Origin of the sequence: Mycolicibacillus trivialis, from assembly GCF_002102395.1 — a bacterium.
GTDB lineage: Bacteria > Actinomycetota > Actinomycetes > Mycobacteriales > Mycobacteriaceae > Mycobacterium > Mycobacterium triviale.
The window spans coordinates 1-19,852 of the sequence record NZ_LQPZ01000002.1; the positions used below are offsets into that span (position 1 = coordinate 1).

General features: G+C 72.6%; 17 protein-coding genes. 1 reads left to right on the forward strand and 16 read right to left on the reverse strand.

Annotated elements, in window-relative coordinates; translation table 11 throughout:
• Positions 1-180: 180 nt before the first annotated feature.
• Positions 181-1,338: an FAD-dependent oxidoreductase gene (locus AWC30_RS00015; RefSeq protein WP_085107167.1), complete on the reverse strand. Its 1,158-nt coding sequence runs from the start codon at positions 1,336-1,338 to the stop codon at positions 181-183.
• Positions 1,339-1,461: 123 nt separating this feature from the next.
• On the opposite strand from AWC30_RS00015, the gene AWC30_RS00020 reads away from it, so the two are divergent.
• On the forward strand, positions 1,462-2,097 hold the full coding sequence (locus tag AWC30_RS00020; RefSeq protein WP_085107142.1) for a phosphoribosyltransferase: 636 nt from the start codon (positions 1,462-1,464) through the stop codon (positions 2,095-2,097).
• A gap of 21 nt (positions 2,098-2,118) precedes the next feature.
• Here AWC30_RS00020 and AWC30_RS00025 read toward each other — a convergent pair whose 3' ends face one another.
• The 15 genes from AWC30_RS00025 to AWC30_RS00095 all read right to left on the reverse strand — a co-directional run bounded on the left by AWC30_RS00025 (position 2,119) and on the right by AWC30_RS00095 (position 19,678).
• The gene (locus tag AWC30_RS00025) at positions 2,119-2,544 is read right to left on the reverse strand and encodes a hypothetical protein (RefSeq protein WP_085107144.1); all 426 of its coding nucleotides are present in this window, start codon (positions 2,542-2,544) and stop codon (positions 2,119-2,121) included.
• 53 nt (positions 2,545-2,597) lie between these two features.
• Positions 2,598-3,383: a DivIVA-like cell division protein Wag31 gene (gene wag31, locus AWC30_RS00030; protein WP_085107146.1), complete on the reverse strand. Its 786-nt coding sequence runs from the start codon at positions 3,381-3,383 to the stop codon at positions 2,598-2,600.
• 180 nt (positions 3,384-3,563) lie between these two features.
• Positions 3,564-3,857, reverse strand: coding sequence for a YggT family protein (locus tag AWC30_RS00035; RefSeq protein WP_085107148.1), 294 nt, complete (start codon positions 3,855-3,857; stop codon positions 3,564-3,566).
• Between the two features lie 102 nt (positions 3,858-3,959).
• Positions 3,960-4,619: a cell division protein SepF gene (locus AWC30_RS00040; protein WP_085107150.1), complete on the reverse strand. Its 660-nt coding sequence runs from the start codon at positions 4,617-4,619 to the stop codon at positions 3,960-3,962.
• Positions 4,620-4,761: 142 nt separating this feature from the next.
• Positions 4,762-5,478, reverse strand: a complete 717-nt coding sequence (gene pgeF / locus AWC30_RS00045) for a peptidoglycan editing factor PgeF (protein ID WP_085107152.1) — start codon at positions 5,476-5,478, stop codon at positions 4,762-4,764.
• A gap of 12 nt (positions 5,479-5,490) precedes the next feature.
• Complete coding sequence (ftsZ, locus tag AWC30_RS00050; RefSeq protein ID WP_085107169.1) at positions 5,491-6,654, reverse strand: cell division protein FtsZ; 1,164 nt, start codon at positions 6,652-6,654, stop codon at positions 5,491-5,493.
• Between the two features lie 187 nt (positions 6,655-6,841).
• Positions 6,842-7,699, reverse strand: a complete 858-nt coding sequence (locus AWC30_RS00055) for a cell division protein FtsQ/DivIB (RefSeq protein ID WP_234807876.1) — start codon at positions 7,697-7,699, stop codon at positions 6,842-6,844.
• 86 nt (positions 7,700-7,785) lie between these two features.
• On the reverse strand, positions 7,786-9,231 hold the full coding sequence (murC, locus tag AWC30_RS00060; RefSeq protein WP_085107156.1) for a UDP-N-acetylmuramate--L-alanine ligase: 1,446 nt from the start codon (positions 9,229-9,231) through the stop codon (positions 7,786-7,788).
• A complete protein-coding gene (murG, locus tag AWC30_RS00065) occupies positions 9,228-10,373 on the reverse strand; it encodes an undecaprenyldiphospho-muramoylpentapeptide beta-N-acetylglucosaminyltransferase (protein WP_085107157.1) in 1,146 nt (381 codons plus the stop codon). Before murG ends, murC begins: the two co-directional genes overlap by 4 nt.
• Complete coding sequence (gene ftsW / locus AWC30_RS00070) at positions 10,370-11,959, reverse strand: putative lipid II flippase FtsW (protein ID WP_085107159.1); 1,590 nt, start codon at positions 11,957-11,959, stop codon at positions 10,370-10,372. Before ftsW ends, murG begins: the two co-directional genes overlap by 4 nt.
• A gap of 14 nt (positions 11,960-11,973) precedes the next feature.
• Positions 11,974-13,440, reverse strand: coding sequence for a UDP-N-acetylmuramoyl-L-alanine--D-glutamate ligase (gene murD, locus AWC30_RS00075; protein WP_234807875.1), 1,467 nt, complete (start codon positions 13,438-13,440; stop codon positions 11,974-11,976).
• Positions 13,433-14,512, reverse strand: coding sequence for a phospho-N-acetylmuramoyl-pentapeptide-transferase (mraY, locus tag AWC30_RS00080; protein WP_085107161.1), 1,080 nt, complete (start codon positions 14,510-14,512; stop codon positions 13,433-13,435). The genes murD and mraY overlap by 8 nt, the downstream gene beginning before the upstream one ends.
• Complete coding sequence (locus AWC30_RS00085; protein WP_085107163.1) at positions 14,509-16,038, reverse strand: UDP-N-acetylmuramoyl-tripeptide--D-alanyl-D-alanine ligase; 1,530 nt, start codon at positions 16,036-16,038, stop codon at positions 14,509-14,511. The genes mraY and AWC30_RS00085 overlap by 4 nt, the downstream gene beginning before the upstream one ends.
• Entirely contained in the window at positions 16,035-17,579 is a 1,545-nt protein-coding gene (locus AWC30_RS00090) for a UDP-N-acetylmuramoyl-L-alanyl-D-glutamate--2,6-diaminopimelate ligase (protein ID WP_109561859.1), read from the reverse strand. The genes AWC30_RS00085 and AWC30_RS00090 overlap by 4 nt, the downstream gene beginning before the upstream one ends.
• An 83-nt stretch (positions 17,580-17,662) precedes the next feature.
• Positions 17,663-19,678, reverse strand: a complete 2,016-nt coding sequence (locus tag AWC30_RS00095) for a peptidoglycan D,D-transpeptidase FtsI family protein (protein WP_085107165.1) — start codon at positions 19,676-19,678, stop codon at positions 17,663-17,665.
• Positions 19,679-19,852: the final 174 nt, after the last annotated feature.

Sequence of the window (19,852 nt, forward strand, 5' to 3'; positions counted from 1 at the left end):
CACTACGCTCACCACCAGACCCCGGCAGCCGCCGGAGTCTCAACCTAGAAAGTCTCCGGACACGCCGGGGGGATTCAATGTGATGAGTCGCGTCATAGGTGACAGATCGCCAGGCGCGCGCGGTGCTGTTTCGGGTTCTCTGCCCCGGCCGGGGCCGGCCCCGACTCGGTCGAGGACAGGTCAGGGACCGGTCGGCGATACGAAGGCCGAACGCCCGGCGACCGCGGCCAGGTGCCGCATCACGACCGCCTCGGGAATCAACACGCTCGCGCGGGCCAGCGCGGCACCCAGGAAGCCGGGACGCGCGTTGAGCACCCTGCCGATACCCGCCGACTCCCGCACCAGCCGTCGTAACCGTGGCCTGCGGGCGGCGGCGAACCCGACGAACGCCGACGGCAGGTCGGCGGCGGCGTCGACGCACGCGGCCAGGATCGCGGCATCCTCCACCCCCTGGCAGCCGCCCTGCCCGAGATGCGGGCGCATCGGGTGTGCCGCGTCCCCGACCAGCACCACCGGCCCGTGCGCCCAGTGCCGCGCGGTCGGACGGTCGTAGAGGTCGTCGCGCAACACGTCCTGCGGCGCGCTGGCCGCGAGCAGGTCCGGGAACGGCTCGGCCCACCGGGCGTATTCGCGGCGCAGGTAGTCCAACTCGCCGTCCGACGCCCGCGCCCCCTCGGGTGTCCGCTGCGTCGTGAACCAGTAGGTCAGGTCCGACCCCAGCGGTACGTGACCGGTTTCAACGCCGGGCCCCAGCGTCAACCCGGACAACTCCGGATCCATGGCGTGGCAGGCGATACCACGCCACGCGGTGTAGCCCGTGTAGCGTTGCCGGAGTGGGCCGTTGAGATGTTGCGCCACAATCGAATTCGTACCGTCGGCGCCGATGACCGCATCGACGGTTCGCTCCGATCCGTTCGAGAACCCAAGCCGCACGCCGTCGGCGGTTGTGGTCGTCAGCCCGGTGACGTCGATCCCGTACTCCACGGTCCCCGCCGCCAGTGCATCGGTGAGGATGTCGCGCAGCACCCGACGCTGCACGACCACCAGGGGCTCACCGAGCGCCCGGACGATCCGGTCCGGCGCAGGGCGGCGGATCCAGGACCCGTCGTGCCAGCGCACCGCGCCTGCGGTGATCCGGCCACCCGCCCCGCGCACCGCGTCTCCGACGCCGAGCAGATCCAGGGCGGCCAGGGCGTTGGGCCAGATGCTGATGCCCGCGCCGGTCGAGGTGTCGGTGCGCCGCTCGACGACGGTGACCTCATGACCGCGCCGCTGCAGGCCGATCGCGGTCGCCAGGCCCGCGATCCCGGCGCCGACGATCACGATCCGTCGCGTCATGCCCGCCTCCTCGTGTCGGATGAGCCCGCCCCGACCGGCCTGGCCGATAGCCGCTTCCATCGGCCCACCGGATCCTACGATGGGGCCATCGACCATCCGGAGTGACCGAAGCCGAGGACGTCTGTGACCCGCACCTTCTCCGACCGCCGGCACGCCGGCCGGGCGCTGGCCGAGCGGTTGGCCGCCTACCGCGGCCGCGACGACCTGCTGGTGTTGGGCCTGGCGCGCGGCGGGGTGCCGGTGGCCTGGGAGGTCGCCGCGGCGCTCGGTGCACCGCTGGATGTGTTCGTGGTGCGCAAACTCGGGGTGCCGCATTGGCCCGAGCTGGCGATGGGGGCGCTGGCCAGCGGCGGCGCGGTGGTGCTCAACGACACCGTGATCGCCAGTGCGGCGGTGCGCCGCGATCAGCTCGACGCCGTCATCGCCAAGGAGACCGCGGAGTTGCGGCGCCGGGAGACGGCGTATCGCGGCGATCGCCCGCCGGCCGACCCGCGGGGTAAGACCGTGCTGCTGATCGATGACGGGATCGCCACCGGGGCGAGCATGCGGGTCGCGGTGCAGGCGGTGCGGGCGGCCGGTCCGGCCGCGATCGTCGTGGCGGTTCCGGTGGCGCCGCCCTCGGTCGATCGCGATCTCGGCGGCGCGGCCGACGACGTGGTGTGCGTGAGCACGCCGGCCGGTTTCGAGGCCGTCGGCCAGGCCTACACCGATTTCACCCAGGTCGACGACGAGGAGGTTCGCCGCCTGATGGCGGGCTGATCGTGAAGCGGCGCTTGGGTTTTACTTGTCGCCGTCGGTCTCGTCGGCGTCGGTCTCGGCGCTATCGGTCTCAGCGCTATCGGTGGAGACGGTGCCGGCCGCGTCGCTGTCGGCCGTGCCGTCCTCGAGGTCGGCGCCGTCATCCGAGTCGGTGACGTCCTCCGCCGCATCCGAATCCGCGAGGTCATCGTCGTCGAGACCCCCGTCGTCGAGACCCCCGTCGTCGAGTTCCTCGTCGGCGTCCGCATCGGAGATGTCGGGGTGTTCGTCCTCCGCGGTGCTGCCGGCGCGGCGACGACGGTCACGCACCGCGTCGGCGGTGAGCAGCAGCACCCCGAGCAGGCTGGCGCCGATACAGACCCAGGCCACCACGGCGTTGCTGGTCACCACGGCGAACACCAACGCCGCCAGACCAATCACCGCCAGGACCAGTGCAATGATCAGCACCGCTTACCTCCAGCCGTGTCGCGCTCGCTGAACCGGGTGAGCCGACCCTCGGGTCAGTTCCCGCCCCGGTTGTACTGGGTGAAGCCGCCGCTGTCACCGGCGTTCGCGTCGACCGGCGCAGCCGAGCCGCGCTGCCCGAGCTCCTCGAGCTGGGACTCCAGGTAGGTCTTGAGCCGGGTGCGGTACTCCCGCTCGAAGGTGCGCAGTTGCTCGAGGCGGCCCTCCAGGACCGTGCGCTGCTGGTTGATGGTGCCCATGATCTCGGCGTGCTTGCGCTCGGCGTCGGACTGCAACGCATCGGCCTTCTCCTGGGCCTGCCGCAGCTGGGCCTCCGAGCGGGTCTGGGCGTCGGCCAGCATCGCGTCGGCACGCTGCCGGGCCTCGGTGACCGTGGTCTCCGCGGTCTGGCGGGCCTCGGTGAGGATCTGGTCGGCGTTGGTCCGCGCGTCCGACATCAGCTTCTCGGACTCGGCGCGGGCGGTGTTGGTCAACCGGTCCGCGGTGTCCTGGGCGAGGCTGAGCACCCGGGCGGCCTTGAGGTGCTGCTCCTCGGAGGCGGCCGCAGAGCGGACCGGCTCGGGTTCGGGCTGCGGCTCGGGCGCCTGGTAGACCGGGGCGGCCGGCGCGGGTTGGACGGCGCCGCTGGAACGTGCCGACGCGAGTTCGCCGTCGAGTTCGCTGACCCGCTGACGCAGATCGGAGTTCTCCTCGAGCAGCCGCGCCAGCTCGGCTTCGACCAGATCGAGGAAGGCGTCGACTTCATCTTCGTTGTATCCGCGTTTGCCGATGGGCGGCTTGCTGAATGCCACATTGTGCACGTCGGCTGGTGTCAGCGGCATGGTCTAACCCCTCAACTCTGGACCGTCGGACCGATCAGATCGTTCGTGCTGGACGATACGCTACCGTACTGTAACTGGCGTCCATCCTGTCACAACTGACGCTCCGATTGCCGCTGGGGCCGATTATTAAGAGCGTTTTTCACATATTTGCCAACGCCCGGCGCAGTCCCGGTTCGACGGCTAACGGGCCGCCTGGTTGAACGCCAATTCCATGCCGAAGAAGGCGACCAGGAGCAGCACCATGATCGACAGGTCGATGCGCACCGAACCGACGGTCAACTGCGGGATCAGCCGGCGCAACAGTTTCACCGGTGGATCGGTGACGGTCATGATCGCCTCGAGGACCACCACCGTGGCGCCGCGCGGGTGCCAGTCCCGGCTGAACGAGCGCACGAACTCGATGACGATCCGCGCGATCAGCAGCAGCCAGAACAAGAACAGTGCGAAGCCGAGAATCCCGAAGAACAGCGCCACTAAACCGACCTCACCGATGAACAACCGACAGCGCTGACCGGGGTCAGCAGGACGCTCCTCAGCCTACCGAGTCGAGTCGCCGCGGCCGCGCCGCGGGGCCGACTACTGGTAGGCGTAGAAACCGGTCTCGGCGATGCGGCGGCGTTCCTCGGGGGTGACGTCGACGTCGGCCGGCGAGAGCAGGAACACCTTGGTGGCCACCTTGTCGAAGGAACCGCGCAGCGCGAACGCCAGACCGGCGGCGAAATCGACCAGGCGCTTGGCGTCGGCGTTGTCCATCGACACCAGGTCCATGATCACCGGGGTGCCGTCGCGGAACCGTTCGCCGATGGTGCGCGCCTCGCTGTAGTCCTTCGGGCGCAGCGTGGTGATCTTCGACAGCGGGCTGCCCTCTTCGAACAGCATCGCCATCCGGCGCGGGTCCATCGCCAGGGCACCGCGGGTGGGGGCACCGCGCAGCGAGCCGAACCGGCTGCGGCCCATGTCGTGCGGGCGCTCGAACTCCCGCGGCCGGAAGGCCGGCCCGTCGGCGAAGCCGCCGCGGTAGCCGCCCCCCGCGAACTCGTCGTGGTCGGGGCGCGGGCCGCGCGGGTCGTCATAGTCGCGCTCGAAGCGGTCGTACTCGTCGTCGGGGAACCGGTGCTCGGCCCGACGGCCGTACCCGCGCGATGGGGCACGGTCCTCGTCGTCGTAGTACTCGTCGTCGTAGTCCTCCATGGGCGCCATACCGAAGTAGGCCTTGACCTTGTGGAGTGTGCTCATCGCGGGGCCCTTCTCAAGCTGTGGTGTCGGTGATGAAGATGTGACTAGAGTGACGATTCACCGTGACCGTAACCGGCCGGTAGCGGCTAACGCGGTATCGACACGCGCGGAGAATCATCGGGGTTTCACCGGATTTCCCCGGTCACCGGCCCGGTTCCATCCACACCAACGAGGCCAGCCGTCCGGTCGGGGCGTCGCGGCGGTGGCTGAACAGCGCCGGGTCGTCGACCGTGCAGCGCGGGTCGGCGTCGATGGCCGTCACCCCCAATGTGCGGAGTTGACAAGCGATTCCGGCCCGTAGGTCCAGTCCCGGGGTTCCCGCGGAGGTGGCGGTCCGGCTGCCCGGCAGGGCTTTCTCCACCTCGTCGGCCATCGCGGCAGGCACCTCGTAGTTGGCGCCGCTGACCGCCGGGCCCAGCCAGGCCGAGATGTCGTCGACGTGGGCGCCCGCGTCGGTCATCGCGCCCACCGCGTTGGCGACCACGCCGTGTTGGGCACCGACCCGACCGGCGTGCACGGCGGCCACCACCCCGGCCCGGGCATCGGCCAACAGCACCGGCACGCAGTCGGCGGTCACCACCGCCAGCGCCAGTCGCGGCGTGGCGGTGACCAATGCGTCGGTGTCGGCCACCGCGGTGTCGCGCGGCCCGTCGACCACCGCGACGTGCGCACTGTGCACCTGGTCCATCCACACCACCCGGTCGGCGGTCAACCCGGTCGCCGCGGCCAGCCGAGCCCGGTTGGCGGCGACGGCCGCCGGGTCGTCGCCGACGTGGTCGCCGAGGTTGAAGCTGTCGTAGGGCGGGGCCGAGACACCGCCCGCGCGGGTGGTGGTCACCCGGCGGATGCGCACGCTCATCGGCGCTGCGGGTCAGCGCCGCATGAACGGCGGCACGTCGACGTCGTCGTCATCGTCGCCGCCGCCGCCCACGCTGACCGTGGCACCGTTGGTGGGCGCCGGGATGCTCGCCGCGTCGGCCGGTTCGAACACCGACGAGGAGACCTTGCCGGCCTGTCCCGGGGCGATGGACTGCCCCGAGCCGCCTGCCGCCGGCTCGTTCGTCCCGATCAGGGGTTTGCGGCTGGGGCCGCTGGCGTCGAAGCCCGCCGCGATCACGGTGACGCGCACCTCGTCGCCGAGCGAGTCGTCGATGACGGTGCCGAAGATGATGTTGGCTTCCTGGTGGGCGGAGTCCTGCACCAGCGAGGCGGCCTCGTTGATCTCGAACAGGCCCAGGTCGCTGCCGCCGGCGATGGACATCAGCACGCCCTGGGCACCCTCCATCGAGGCCTCCAGCAGCGGGGAGTTGATGGCGACCTCGGCGGCCTTGAGCGCGCGGCCGTCGCCGCGGGCCGAGCCGATGCCCATCAGGGCGGTGCCCGCGCCGCTCATCACGCCCTTCACGTCGGCGAAGTCGACGTTGATCAGCCCCGGCGTGGTGATCAGGTCGGTGATGCCCTGCACACCGTTGAGCAGCACCTCGTCGGCGCTGCGGAAGGCGTCCATCAGCGAGATCGCGGCATCGCCCATCTGCAACAACCGGTCGTTGGGGATGACGATCAGGGTGTCGCAGCTCTCCCGCAATTCGGTGATGCCGGTCTCGGCCTGCTTGCTGCGCCGCTTGCCCTCGAAGGAGAACGGCCGGGTGACCACGCCGACGGTCAGCGCGCCCAGCTTGCGGGCGATCGAGGCGACCACCGGGGCCCCGCCGGTCCCGGTGCCGCCGCCCTCCCCGGCGGTGACGAACACCATGTCGGCGCCGCGCAGCAGCTCCTCGATCTCGTCCTTGGCGTCCTCGGCGGCCTTACGTCCCACCTCGGGGTCCGCGCCCGCGCCGAGCCCGCGGGTGGACTCCCGGCCGACGTCGAGTTTGACGTCCGCGTCGCTCATCAGCAGGGCCTGCGCGTCGGTGTTGATCGCGATGAACTCCACACCCTTGAGGCCCTGCTCGATCATCCGGTTCACGGCGTTGACGCCGCCACCACCGATGCCCACCACTTTGATGACGGCAAGGTAGTTGTGTGGGGGGGTCATCATTGGTCTTCCTCCCTGACGGGTTTGTCTGGTCCGAAACCGCCGGGCAAACCCTCAACCTCAACCAGAGGCTTAGAGTTATGTCAAGTAGTTCCGTGCAAACAGAACGGTAGGGCCGCGACGGCGGGTTACCGGGCAGGCGCGCCGGTGCGTCGCCCGCGAATTTTCTCCGGGCTGCCCGGGCGGGTCAGCGGACGGTGGGCAGATCCGGGCTGGAGACGTCGTAGATCTGACCCGGTTGGGTCAGCAGAGCGGCCAGTTTGTCGGCTTTCTCCTGGGTCCGGTCGGCGGTCCCCCACACCACGACCCGACCGTCGCCGAGGGTCAGGGTGATCGACGCCACCGACGGCGCGGCGATCTGGCCGACCTGGCTGACCACCTCGGGCCGCAACGCCACCAGCACCGCCAGCGCGGCACGGGTGGGCGGGTCCGCCGGTCCGGGGTGCTCCACGTCGAGGTAAGGCAACGCCGGCGGCGGCGGACCGGTGGCGAAGTCCACCCCGTCCCGGTCGAACAGGTGCGGACCGTCGGGGAAGTCCTTCACCGCCACCGGCACTCGTTCCACGATCGTCACCCGCAACGTCGACGGGTACTGACGCTGGACCCGGGCACTGGCCACCCGCCGGATCGTGGCGACCCGGTCGGCGACCCGGTCGGTGTGGACCTGCAACAACGGGGTGCCCGGCGCCACCGCGACCGCGTCGAGCACCTCCTGCTCGGTGACCGCGGCCAGACCGGTGACCACGACGTTGCGCACCGACATCACCGGTGTGAAATACAGCAGCAGGCCCAACCCGACCACGGCCACCACCGCCAGCACGCCGGTCACCAGCAGTTTCAGGCCGCGCACCGCGCCGCGGGACACCGATTTGGTCTCCGCCGGCGCCCGCAGCCGACGTTTGGCCTCCCGCCGCGCCTCCTCGATGGCACGGGCACGGTCCTGCGCCGCGCGACGCTCGGCGCGCTCGCGGCGGGCCCGGCGACGCGGCCCCTCGAAGTCCTCGTCACCGGGTTGGGGCGGCGCCTCGGCCGCCTCGTCGGCCACCCCGTCCGCCGCTGCCTCCGGGGTGGGCTCCGGTGACTCCGAGTGCTCCGGTGCGGCGTCCGGGTCGGGGGCGCGGTCCTGCTCGCTCACGGCTGCCCCACCGCATCACCCCCGGCGCGCGCCGTCAGTGCGGCCACGATCTCCGGACCGAGCAGCGTGATGTCCCCGGCGCCCATCGTGATGATGATGTCGCCGGGGCCGGCAGCGGCGGCCACCGTGGCCGCGGCCGCGGAGAAGTCGGGCAGATAACGCACCGGCGCGCTGACCCGTTCGGCGATGGTGGCCCCGCTGATGCCGGGCAGCGGCTGTTCGCGCGCGCCGTAGACGTCGAGGACGAAAACCCGGTCGGCGGCGCTGAGTGCGGCGCCGAACTGTGGGGCCAGATCCCGGGTCCGGGAGTACAGGTGCGGTTGGAACACCGCCAGCAACCGCCCGGTCCCGGCTTGCTCGACCATGGTGCGTGCCGCGGCCAGGGTGGCGGCGACCTCGGTGGGGTGATGGGCGTAGTCGTCGAACACCCGCACCGCACCGGCGTTGCCGACCAGGTCGAAACGGCGGCGCACGCCCTCGAACGCGGCGAGCCCGTCCAGCGCCGCCTGCGGGCCGACACCGATCTCGACGGCGGCCAGCAGTGCGCCGAGCGCGTTGAGCGCCATGTGCCGACCGGGTACCGACAGGGTCATGGTGCGCGGCGCGGCCTCCCCGGCCAGGTGCACCGCGGCGTGCGCACCGGTGTCGTGCTGCTCCCAGGACAGCAGCGTGCCGGCCAGGCCGGTGCCGCCGCTGCCGTAGGTGAGCACTCGGATCCCTTGCGCGGCAACCCGCTCGGCGTATGCGGCAGCCCCCGGGTCGTCGACGCAGACCACCAGCGCCCCGCCCGGGGCGAGACGGCCGGCGAAGGTGTCGAACACCGCGGTGTAAGCCTCCTCGCTGCCGAAGAAGTCGAGGTGGTCGGATTCGATGTTGGTGATGACCGCGACGTCGGGGCGGTACTCCAGCAGGGAGCCGTCGCTCTCGTCGGCTTCGGCGACGAAGCTGGCCCCGGTGCCGTGATGGGCGTTGGTGCCCGCCTCGCCCAATTCCCCGCCGACCGCGAACGACGGGTCCAGTCCGCAGTGCTGCAGCGCGACCACCAGCATCGAGGTGGTCGAGGTCTTGCCGTGGGTGCCGGTGACCAGCACGGTGGTGCGCCCGGCCATCAGGGCGGCCAGCACCGTCGGGCGCAGCAGCACCGGCAGGCCCCGGCGGCGCGCCTCGACCAGCTCCGGGTTGGTCTTCGGGATGGCCGCGTGGGTGGTGATGACCGCGCTCGCTCCCCCGTCGAGCAGGTCGAGCGCCGACGCGTCGTGGCCGATGCGGATCTTGGCGCCGCGGGCCTGCAACGCCCGCACCCCGGCGGACTCCTTCGCGTCCGAACCGGACACCCGGCCGCCGCGATCCAGCAGGATCCGGGCGATCCCGGACATCCCGGCGCCGCCGATGCCGACCATGTGGACGCGCTGCAGCTCCGCCGGCAGGCTATCCGGGTTCATCGGCGCCCCGCCCGGCTCTCCCGGGCCACCTCCAGCGCAACCCGGGCCAAGTGGGCCGCGGCGTCGCGATTGCCGACCCGCGCGGCGGCCGCGGTCATCGCCGCCAGCCCGGTGTCATCGCCGAGCAGCCCGGTCACCGTCCGGCCGACCCACTCCGGTGTCAGGTCGGCGTCGGCGACCAGCACTCCCCCACCCGCCTCGACGACGGGCAGCGCGTTGAGCCGCTGTTCGCCGTTGCCGATCGGCAACGGCACATACACCGCGGGCAGCCCCACCGCCGACACCTCGGCGACCGTCATCGCCCCGGAGCGGCAGATCGCCAGGTCGGCCGCCGCGTAGGCCAGATCCATCCGGTCCAGGTACGGCAGCGCCAGGTACGGCGGGTCACCCGGTGCCGGGTCACGCAGGTCCAGGGTGTTCTTGGCGCCGTGGGCGTGCAGCACCGAGATCCCGGCCGCGGCCAGGTCGGCGGCCGCGCCGGCGACCGCGCGGTTGATCGAGGCCGCCCCCTGCGAGCCGCCGAAGACCAGCAGCACCCGGGCGTCGTCGGCGAAACCGAAGTGGGCGCGCGCCCCGGCCCGCTCGGCGGCCCGGTCCAGGTCGGTGATCGCCGAGCGCACCGGGATGCCGATCACCTCGGCGGCGCGCAGCCCCGAGTCGGGCACCGCGGCCAGCACCCGCCGGGCGCCGCGGGCGCCGACCCGGTTGGCCAGGCCGGCCCGGGCGTTGGCCTCGTGGATCACCACCGGGACGCGTCGCCGGCGCCGCCCCCGGGCGGCCAGGTAGGCCGGCAGTGCCACATAACCGCCGAACCCGACCACCACGTCGGCGTCAACGTCCTCGAACACCGCGCGGGTCTCGGCGACGGCGCGTCGGACCCGCGGCGGCAGCCGCATCAGGTCGGCGTTGAGCTTGCGCGGCAACGGAACCGGGGTGATCAGCTCCAGCCGGTAACCCCGCTCGGGGACCAGACGAGTCTCCAGACCGCGGGCGGTGCCCAACGCGGTGATCCGCACGGACGGGTCCTGTGCCCGCAACGCGTCGGCGACCGCCATCGCGGGTTCGACGTGGCCGGCCGTTCCGCCACCGGCCAGCACCACCGAGAGGGAGCGGTCGGCTGACTGTGAGACCGAGTCGTTCACCCGTAACGATGACCTTCCAGTGCCGGTGAGCGCCCACCGCGGGCGCGACGCTGGTCAGCGTAGCGCTGACCCCCTCCATGATGCCCGGCCCGTCGGGCGGGGCGGCCCGCGGTGCGGGATTTGCCCGCCGCGGCGCGGTTACGGGTGGTCGTCGCCGGCGGTTTGCGCGCCGGCTGCGGGCGGCGCTCGGCGCGGCGCGGTTTGCGGGCGGCCGGTTCGGGCCGGGAACGCAGCCGGTCGCGCAGCGCCTCGGCACGGCTGGGAACGTAGGGCGCGGGCAGCGGGAGCCGCAGCATGCGGTTGACCCGGTCGCTGCGGCCGGCGCGCAGCGCGGCGACCGCCTCGGGTTCATGGCGCGCGGCGTTGGCCATGATGCCGATCATCAGCAACGTGGTGGCCGCCGACGTGCCGCCGGAGGAGATCAACGGAAGCTGCAACCCGGTCACCGGCAGCAACCCGACCACATAGCCGACGTTGATGAAGACCTGGCTGAGCATCCACATCGTGGTGGCGGCGGTCAGCAGCCGCAGGAACGGGTCGACCGAGCGGCGCGCGATGCGCATCCCGGTGTAGGCGAACAGCCCGAACAGCAGCAGCAGACCGAACGCGCCGATGAAGCCCAACTCCTCCCCGACGATGGCGAAGATGAAGTCGTTGTGGGCGTGCGGCAGGTAGTTGTACTTCGCGGTGCCCTGACCGAGGCCCTCGCCGAGGAACCCGCCGTTGGCCAGCGCCAGTTTGGCCTGACGCGCCTGGTAGCCGGCGTCCTGCGGGTCGGCGCCGGGGTCCAGCCAGGACCGGACCCGGTCGCTGCGGTAGCCCTCGGTGACGGCGAGCACCGCTGCGGCGGCCATGATCGCGGTCAGCGAGCTGACGAACACGCGCAGCGGCAGCCCGGCGTACCAGAGCAGGGCCAGCAGGATGATGCCCACCGAGACGGTCTGGCCGAGGTCGGGCTCGGCGAGGATCAGTCCCATCGCCAGCACCGCCCCGGGCACCAGCGGCACCAGCATCTCGGTCAGCGACGCGCGCTCCATGCGCCGGGTGGCCAGCAGGTGTGCGCCCCAGACCAGGAAGGCGATCTTGGTGAGCTCGGAGGGCTGCATGGACAGCCCGGCGATGACGAACCAGCCGCGTGACCCGTTGGCGACGGTGCCGATACCGGGGACCAGCACCAGCACCAGCAGCAGCAGGCTGACCACGAACGCGCTGAACGCGGTGCGGCGCATCAGCCAGACCGGGGTGCGCAGCGCGATGTAGAACGCGGTCAGGCCGACCAGGGTCCACACCACCTGCCAGCCGAAGATCGTCCACGGCGAGCCGTCGGAGCTGTAGGACTGCACCCCGGAGGCCGACAGCACCATGATCAGGCCCAGCGTGGTCAGCAGCGCGGCGACCGCGATGACCAGGTGGAACGAGGTCATCGGCCGGCCCAGCCAGGTGCCGAAGCGGGTGCGGGCGGCCAGGGCCTGCAGCCGGGCCCGGCCGGCGGGTACGACGGCGGTGCCGGCCGGGTCGGTCTCCTCGGCGGGTTCGGTGTGCGCGGTGTCCTGCGCTGTGCGGGTGCGGCGGAGCAGGTTCAGCATGGCGGCCCCGTCGGTTAACCGGTCGCGGCGCGGACCGCGGCGGCGAAGGCCTCACCCCGGTCGGCGTAGCCGGTGAACTGGTCGAACGAGGCCCCGGCCGGGGCCAGCAGCACGGTGTCGCCGGGCCGGGCCAACTCGCGGGCCGCCGCGACGACCGCGGTCATCACCCGGGTGCCCAGCGTGCCACCGGAGTCGTCGACCATTCGAGTCACAGTTGCAACAGGAACCCCACCAGTATCACGCACATCAGCATCCTCCCCCGTGACGACCTCGATGACCGGCACATCCGGCGCGTGTCGTGATAACGCCTTGGCAACCTCGGCCCGATCCCGCCCGAGCAGCACCGCCCCGGCCAGCCGCGGGGCGATCCGGGCCACGGTCGCATCGACCGAGACGCCCTTGAGCAGCCCACCGGCCACCCAGACCACCCGGGGGTGGCCGAGCACCGCGGCCTCCGCGGCATGCGGGTTGGTGGCCTTGGAGTCGTCGACGTAGCGAACCCCGTCGGCCACCGCGACCACCGCACCGCGATGGGCTGCGGCGTGGAATCCGCGCAGCGCCGCGCCGATCGCGGCGGCCGGGACGTCGACCGAGCGGGCCAGCGCCGCGGCGGCCAGTGCGTCGAGCACCCCGACCGGGCCGGGCACCGCGATGGCGTCCACCGGTGCGAGCGGGAGCGCGTCGCCGAACGCCCGGTCGATCAGCCATCCGTCGGCGACGCCGAGTTCGCCGGCCGCCGGCGCCCCGAGCCGGAAGCCGACCCGCACCGCCGCCGGCGCGTCGGCCAGCAGCGCCGCGGCGCGGGTGTCGTCGACCCCGGCCACCGCCACCCGGCCGGTCAGCGCCCGGGCCTTGGCTGCCGCGTAGGCCTCCAGCGTGCCGTGCCAATCCAGGTGGTCTTCGGCGATGTTGAGGACCACCCCGGCCTCCGGCCGCAGCGACGGCGCCCAGTGCAGTTGGAAGCTGGACAGCTCGACGGCCAGCATCTCCGCCGGCCGGGTGAGCACGTCGAGCACCGGGTCCCCGATGTTGCCGCAGGCCAGCGCGCGGCGCCCGGCGGCGGTGAGCATGGCGTGCAGCATCGCGGTGGTGGTGGTCTTGCCGTTGGTGCCGGTCACCGCCAGCCAGCGCCGCGGCGGCCCATAGACGCCGGCGGTGTCCAGCCGCCAGGCCAGCTCCACGTCGCCCCAGACCGGCACGCCCGCGGCGGCGGCAGCGACCAGCACCGGCGCGCTCGGCGGCAGGCCGGGGCTGGTGATCACCAGCGCGAACTCGCCGACGCGGGCGGCGGCCTGCGCGGCGGTGAGCGTGGGCACACCGGCGTCGGCGTGGCGGCGCAGCGCCGCGCTGTGGTCGTCGCAGAGGGTGGCGCGCACCTGCAGCGGTCCGAGCGCGGCCAGCACGGCGGCCCCGGTCACACCGGCACCGGCGACCAGCACCGGGGTGCCCGCCGCCAGCGGTGGCGCCGTCTTCTCAGTCACCGACGGTGGCAAACCATTCGCCGTAGAACAGCGCCACGCCCAGCCCGCAGGCGATGGCGGTGAGCAGCCAGAACCGGATGATCACGGTGGTCTCGGCCCAGCCGAGCAGTTCGAAGTGGTGGTGGAACGGCGCCATCCGGAACACCCGGCGCCCGGTGGTGCGGAACGCCAGGATCTGCACCACCACCGAGGTGATCTCGGCGACGAACAGAGCGCCGAGCACCACCGCGAGGATCTCGGTGCGGCTGGTCACCGACAGCCCGGCGATGATCCCGCCGAGGGCCAGCGAGCCGGTGTCGCCCATGAAGATCTTCGCCGGGGCGGCGTTCCACCACAGGAACCCGATGCAGGCGCCCGCGGTGGCCGCGGCGACGAAGGCCAGGTCCAGTGGGTCGCGGACGTTGTAGCAGCCCAGTTCGGGGGTGATCGCGCAGGCGTTGCGGTGCTGCCAGACGGTGATCAGCACGTAGACGGCGCTGACCATCGCCATCGCGCCGGCGGCCAGCCCGTCGAGGCCGTCGGTGAAGTTGACCGCGTTGGACCACGCACTGATCAGCAGCACGCAGAACAGCACGAACACGATGACCGGCAGGGTGACGGTGGCGATGTCGCGCACGTAGGACAGCTGGGCGCTGCCGGGGGTCAGCCCGGCCGGGTTGCGGAACTTCAGCACCAGTATCCCGAAGACGATCGCGGCGCCGACCTGCCCGACGGTCTTGGTGGTCTTATTCAGCCCGAGGTTGCGGGCGCGTCGGATCTTGATCAGGTCGTCGATGAACCCGACCACGCCCAGTGCGGTGGCCAGACCCAGCACCAGCAGCCCGGAGGCCGACGGCCCGCCGCCGCCGTAGGACAGTCCGGCCAGGTGGGCGACCAGGTAGCCGGCCCAGATGCCGGCCACGATCGCCACCCCGCCCATCGAGGGGGTGCCGCGTTTGGTCTTGTGGCTGGGCGGGCCGTCCTCCCGGATCTCGTGGCCGAAACCCTGCCGGGTGAACAGCCGGATCAGCATCGGGGTCAACAGAATGGCCACCGCCAGCGCCACCCCGGCCGCGATCAGGATCTGGATCATGACCGACCGTCCTCGCCCGCCGGGCCGCCGTCGACCACCAGCGCCTCGGCCAGCGCGCCCAGACCGGCCGCGTTGGAGGCCTTGACCAGGACGGCGTCGCCGGGCCGGAGTTCGGCGCGCAGCAGCGCCAGCGCCGCGTCGGCGTCGGCCACCTGGGTCGACTCCGCTCCCCACGACCCTTCCATGACCGCTCCGTGGTGCATGGCGCCCATCGCCCTCCCGGTTCCGACGACAACAAGTCGAGAGACATCTAAGCGCACCGCCAACCGGCCGATGCGGTCGTGTTCGGTGATCGCGTCCTCACCGAGCTCGGCCATCTCGCCGAGCACCGCCCAACTGCGGCGCGGCGCGGCGCCGTCGCCCCGGGCGATCCAGGCCAGCGCCTGCAGTCCGGCGCGCATCGAGTCGGGGTTGGCGTTGTAGGCGTCGTCGATGACGGTGACGCCGTCGGCGCGGGTGTGCACCGCCATCCGGTGCGCCGAGACCGGGCGGGCCGCCGCCAGAGCGGCGGCCACCGCGGCGGGCTCGGCGCCGCATTCCACGGCGACGGCCGCCGCACACAGCGCGTTGCTCACCTGGTGGTCGCCGTGCACGCCCAGGGTGACCTCGACGGCGGTGCCGGCCGCGTGCAGGGTGAACCGCGGCCGGGCCAGGTCGTCGAGGCCGACCGGTCCGGCCCACACGTCGGCCGCAACCGGGCCGGCTTGCGGGGTGCGGCTGACTCGCACGACCCGCGCCGCGGTGACCTCCGCCATGGCCGCGACCGCGGAGTCGTCGACGTTGAGCACCACCACCCCATCGGACGGAACAGCCTGGGGCAGTTCGGCTTTGGTCGACGCAATGACCTCACGCGAGCCGAACTCACCGAGATGGGCGGTGCCGACGTTGAGCACGACCGCGATCCGCGGTGGCGCGATCGCGGCCAGCGTGGCGATGTTGCCGGGGTGGCGCGCCGACATCTCCAGGATCAGGAAGTCGGTGTCCTCGGTGGCGCGCAGCACCGTCCAGGGATGGCCGAGTTCGTTGTTGAACGAACCGGGCGGGGCGACGACCCGGCCCAGCGGCGCCAGCACCCCGGCCAGCAGGTCTTTGGTGGAGGTCTTGCCCGAGGAGCCGGTGATCCCGATGATCGTCAGCCCGCCGGCGACGAGTTCGGCGGCGACCGCGGCGGCCAGCCGGGCCAGGGCGGCCAACACCGCGGCGCCGGAGCCGTCGGCGTCGTGCTCGAGCACCCCGGCCTGCCGGTCGGAGCCGCCCCGGTCGGCGGGCGGGACGACGATGGCGGGAACGCCGACCGGGCGGGCGGCGAGCACCGCGACCGCCCCGGCGGCGACCGCGGCGGCCGCGTGGTCATGGCCGTCGACGCGGGCGCCGGGCAACGCCAGGAACAGCCCGCCGGGGCCGATCTTGCGGGAGTCGAACTCGACGTCACCGGTGACCCGGGTCGCCTCGGCGTCGCCGGCGGAGATGTCGACGAGGCGTCCGCCGACGACCTCGGCGATGCGGGCCAGGCTCATCGCGATCATGAGCCCCGGCCCCCCAGCGCCTCCAACGCCGCCGCCAACTCCCGGCGGTCGTCGAACGGCCGGGTCACCCCGCCGGCGGTCTGTCCGCTCTCGTGGCCCTTGCCTGCCACCACGACCACGTCGCCGGTTCGCGCCCAGCCGACGGCGTGGTCGATCGCCGCGCGCCGGTCGCCGATCTCGACCACCTCGGCCGGCCCGGCGGCGGCGCCGTCGAGGATCACCCGCCGGATGGCGGCCGGGTCCTCGCTGCGCGGGTTGTCGTCGGTGACCACGACCAGGTCGGCGAGTTCGGCGGCGATCCGGCCCATCGGTTGCCGCTTGCCCGGGTCGCGGTCTCCGCCGGCCCCGAAGACCACCGCCAACCGCGCCCCGGGGGTGGCGCACGCCCGCCGCAGCGTCTGCAGCACCGCGCGCAGCGCACCCGGTTTGTGGGCGTAGTCGACCAGCGCCAGGAAGGCCTGGCCGCGGTCGACGGCCTCGAGGCGGCCGGGTACCCGGGCGTCCCGCAGTCCGGGCGCGGCCTGTTCGGGTGAGACGCCGACGCGGTCCAGGACGGCCAGCGCGAGCAGGCAGTTGGCGACGTTGTAGTCGCCGGGCAACCGGATGGCGACCCGGTGCCCGACGCCGGCGGGATCGGTCGCGGTGAACTCGCTGCCGCCCTGCGGCAGCAGCCGCACCGACCCGGCCGTCCAGTCGGCGGGCCGGCCCGCGGCGCTGACGGTGACCGGGTCGTCCGCACGCGCCGCCATGGCGCTCCCGGCCTCGTCGTCGACGCAGATCACGGTGGCGGCCGCGTGCAGCGGTGAGGCGGGGTCGAACAGCCGCGCCTTGGCCTCGAAGTAGTCGGCCATGCTGGGATGGAAGTCCAGGTGGTCGCGGGAGAGGTTGGTGAACGCGCCGACCGCGAACCGGACCCCGTCGACCCGGCCCAGGCTGAGGGCGTGGCTGGAGACCTCCATCACCGCCGCGTCGACCCCGCGCTCGACCATCAGCGCGAGCAGCGCCTGCACGGCAGGCGCCTCCGGAGTGGTCAGTGCGCTGGGCACCGCGGCGCCGTCGATGCGGACCCCGACGGTGCCGATCAGCCCGACCGCCCGGCCTGCCGCGCGCAACCCGGCCTCGACCAGGTAGCTGACGGTGGTCTTGCCGGAGGTGCCGGTGATGCCGATGACCGGGATCCGCTCGGCCGGCCGCCCGTAGACGGTGGCCGCCAGCGCCCCGAGTACCGCGCGCGGGTCGGGGTGGACCAGCAGCGGCACCGTCACCCGGTCGGCGGTGAGCGCGGCGACGCCCGCGGCGTCGGTGAGGAGGGCGGCCGCCCCGTTGGCGATCGCATCGGCGGCGTAGCGGGAGCCGTGGGTGCTGGCGCCGGGCAGGGCGGCGAACAGGTCGCCGGGGCGGCAGTCCTGGGCGCGCAGGGTCACCCCGGTGATCGGCAGGTCGGCGATCGTGCTGCCCGCCGCGGGCACCGCACCGGCCTGGTCGGCCAACGCGGCCAGCCCGACCGCGGTGCCGCTGCCGGGGCGCGGACCGGTGGACACGTCGATCACCTCCGTCCGCGCCGTGCTGCCAGGCTCTGACACTGTATCCAGGCCGGCTCGGGCGCCGGCGCGGGTCACCGCGGTTAGAGGGCCTCCAGGGTCAGCGGCGGACCGGGGTCCGGCGACAGCGGTGCGTTCTCCCGTTGCAGCAGCCAGGCGGCGATGTTGTGGAAGAGCGGGGCGGCGGAGCTGCCCGGTGAGCCGTCGGCGGCGCGGTGCGGGTTGTCCATCATCAGCCCGATCACGTAGCGCGGGTTGTCGACGGTGGCCATCCCGGCGAACGTGATCCAGTAGACGTCGTCGAAGTAGCAGCCGCAGTCGGGGTTGATCTGCTGGGCGGTGCCGGTCTTGCCCGCGATCTGGTAGCCCTCGACCGCGGCCTGCGGCCCGGTGCCCTGCTGATAGCCCATCGGGTCGTGCTGGACGACGGCGCGCAGCATGTTGCGGACGGTCTTGGCGGTGTCGGCCGAGACCACCCGGACCCCGTCGGGGCGCGGTTCGTCGGTGCGGGTGCCGTCGGCGGCGGTGGTGGACTTCACGATCCGCGGCGGGATGCGGACACCGTCGTTGGCGAGCGTCTGGAACATGCTCGTCATCTGCAGCAGGGTCATCGAGAGACCTTGCCCGATGGGCAGGTTCGCGAACGAGCTGCCCGACCACTGGTCGATCGGCGGAACCAGCCCGGCGCTCTCCCCCGGCAGGCCCACCCCGCTGCGCTGCCCGAGGCCGAACTTGCGGGCCATCTCGAACCAGCGCTCCGGCCCGACCCGCTGGGCGAGCATCAGGGTGCCGACGTTGGAGGACTTCCCGAACACCCCGGTGGTGGTGTACGGCGCCACACCGTGGTTCCAGGCGTCCCGGACGGTTACCCCGCCCATGTCGATCGAACCGGGCACGTGCAGCACCTCGTCGGGGTTGCTCAGGTTGTTCTCGATGACCGACGAGGCGGTGATCACCTTGGCCACCGAGCCGGGTTCGAACGGCGAGGAGACCGCAGGGTTGCCCAACTGCCGGTCGCCCTGGCGGCCGATGTCCTGGGACGGGTCGAAGGTGTTGTCGTTGGCCATCGCCAGCACCTCACCGGTTTTGGCGTCGAGCACCACCGCGGAGACGTTGTTGGCGCCGGACAGGTTCTTGGCCTGCTGCACCTGCTGCTGGACGTAGAACTGGATGTCGTCGTCGAGGGTGAGCTGCACGGTCGCGCCGTCCACCGCGCGGTGCCGGTTGCGGTAGCTGCCCGGGATCACCACGCCGTCGGAGCCGCGGTCGTAGGTGACCGAGCCGTCGGTGCCGGCGAGCACGGCGTCCATCGCGTCCTCGAGCCCGAGGAGGCCGTGGCCGTCCCAGTCGATGCCCCCGATGATGTTGGCGGCCAGCGATCCGCCCGGGTACTGGCGCAGGTCCTGGCGTTCGGAGCCGACCTCGGGGAACTCATCGCTGATCGCGGCGGCGACGGCCGGGTCGACCGCGCGGGCGAGGTAGACGAACGTCTCGTCGCTGCGCAGCTTGGTCAGCAGCGTGCCGCTGTCGGGTTTGTTGTGCAGCATTCCGGCGACGCCCTGGGCGATCTCCCGCAGCCGTTGTTGCGGGTCGGTGGCGGTGGGGTCCTTCTGCTTGGCCTCGGCGAGTTGTTTGCGGACCCGGACCGGCTGGAAGGTCAACGCCCGCGCCTCGATCGTGAACGCCAGCTTCTTGTCGTTGCGGTCGACGATGCTGCCGCGCAACGCCTGTTCCTTGTCGGTGACCTTGAGCTGCCCGGCCGCCTCGGCACGCAACCCGGCGGCGCGCGGGACCTGCAGGACGAACAGCTGGGTGGCGGCGACCGCGAGCACCAGGAAGATGATGGCGCTGCCGACCCGGTGCCGGAAGGAGAAGGCCGCGGTGGCGGCGCCGACCGGTTCGGCCTGCCGGGTGCGACGGCTGCGCGCGGAGCGGCCCACCGCGGTCGTGGACGTCGCCGCCGACTCGGTCCCCCGGGTCTTCTTGGCGGCGTCGGCCTTCCGCACGCCGGTAACGGCGGTCCCGGCCTTGCGGTTACGCCGCGATGCGCTCGGCTGCGCGGGTTTGGCCGGCCGGCGGCTGCGGCTGTCCCGGCTCATCGCAGCGCTTCCAATGCGCCGGTGATGATCGGGTCGATGAGCCCGGCCGGACCGGGCTGTGCGGGCTGGGGTTGTGCCGGCTGGGGTTGTGCGGGCTGGGGTTGTGCCGGCTGGGGTTGTGCCGGCTGGACCGGCATCTGTGCGGCCGGCGGGGCGGGGGCGGGCACCCCCGAC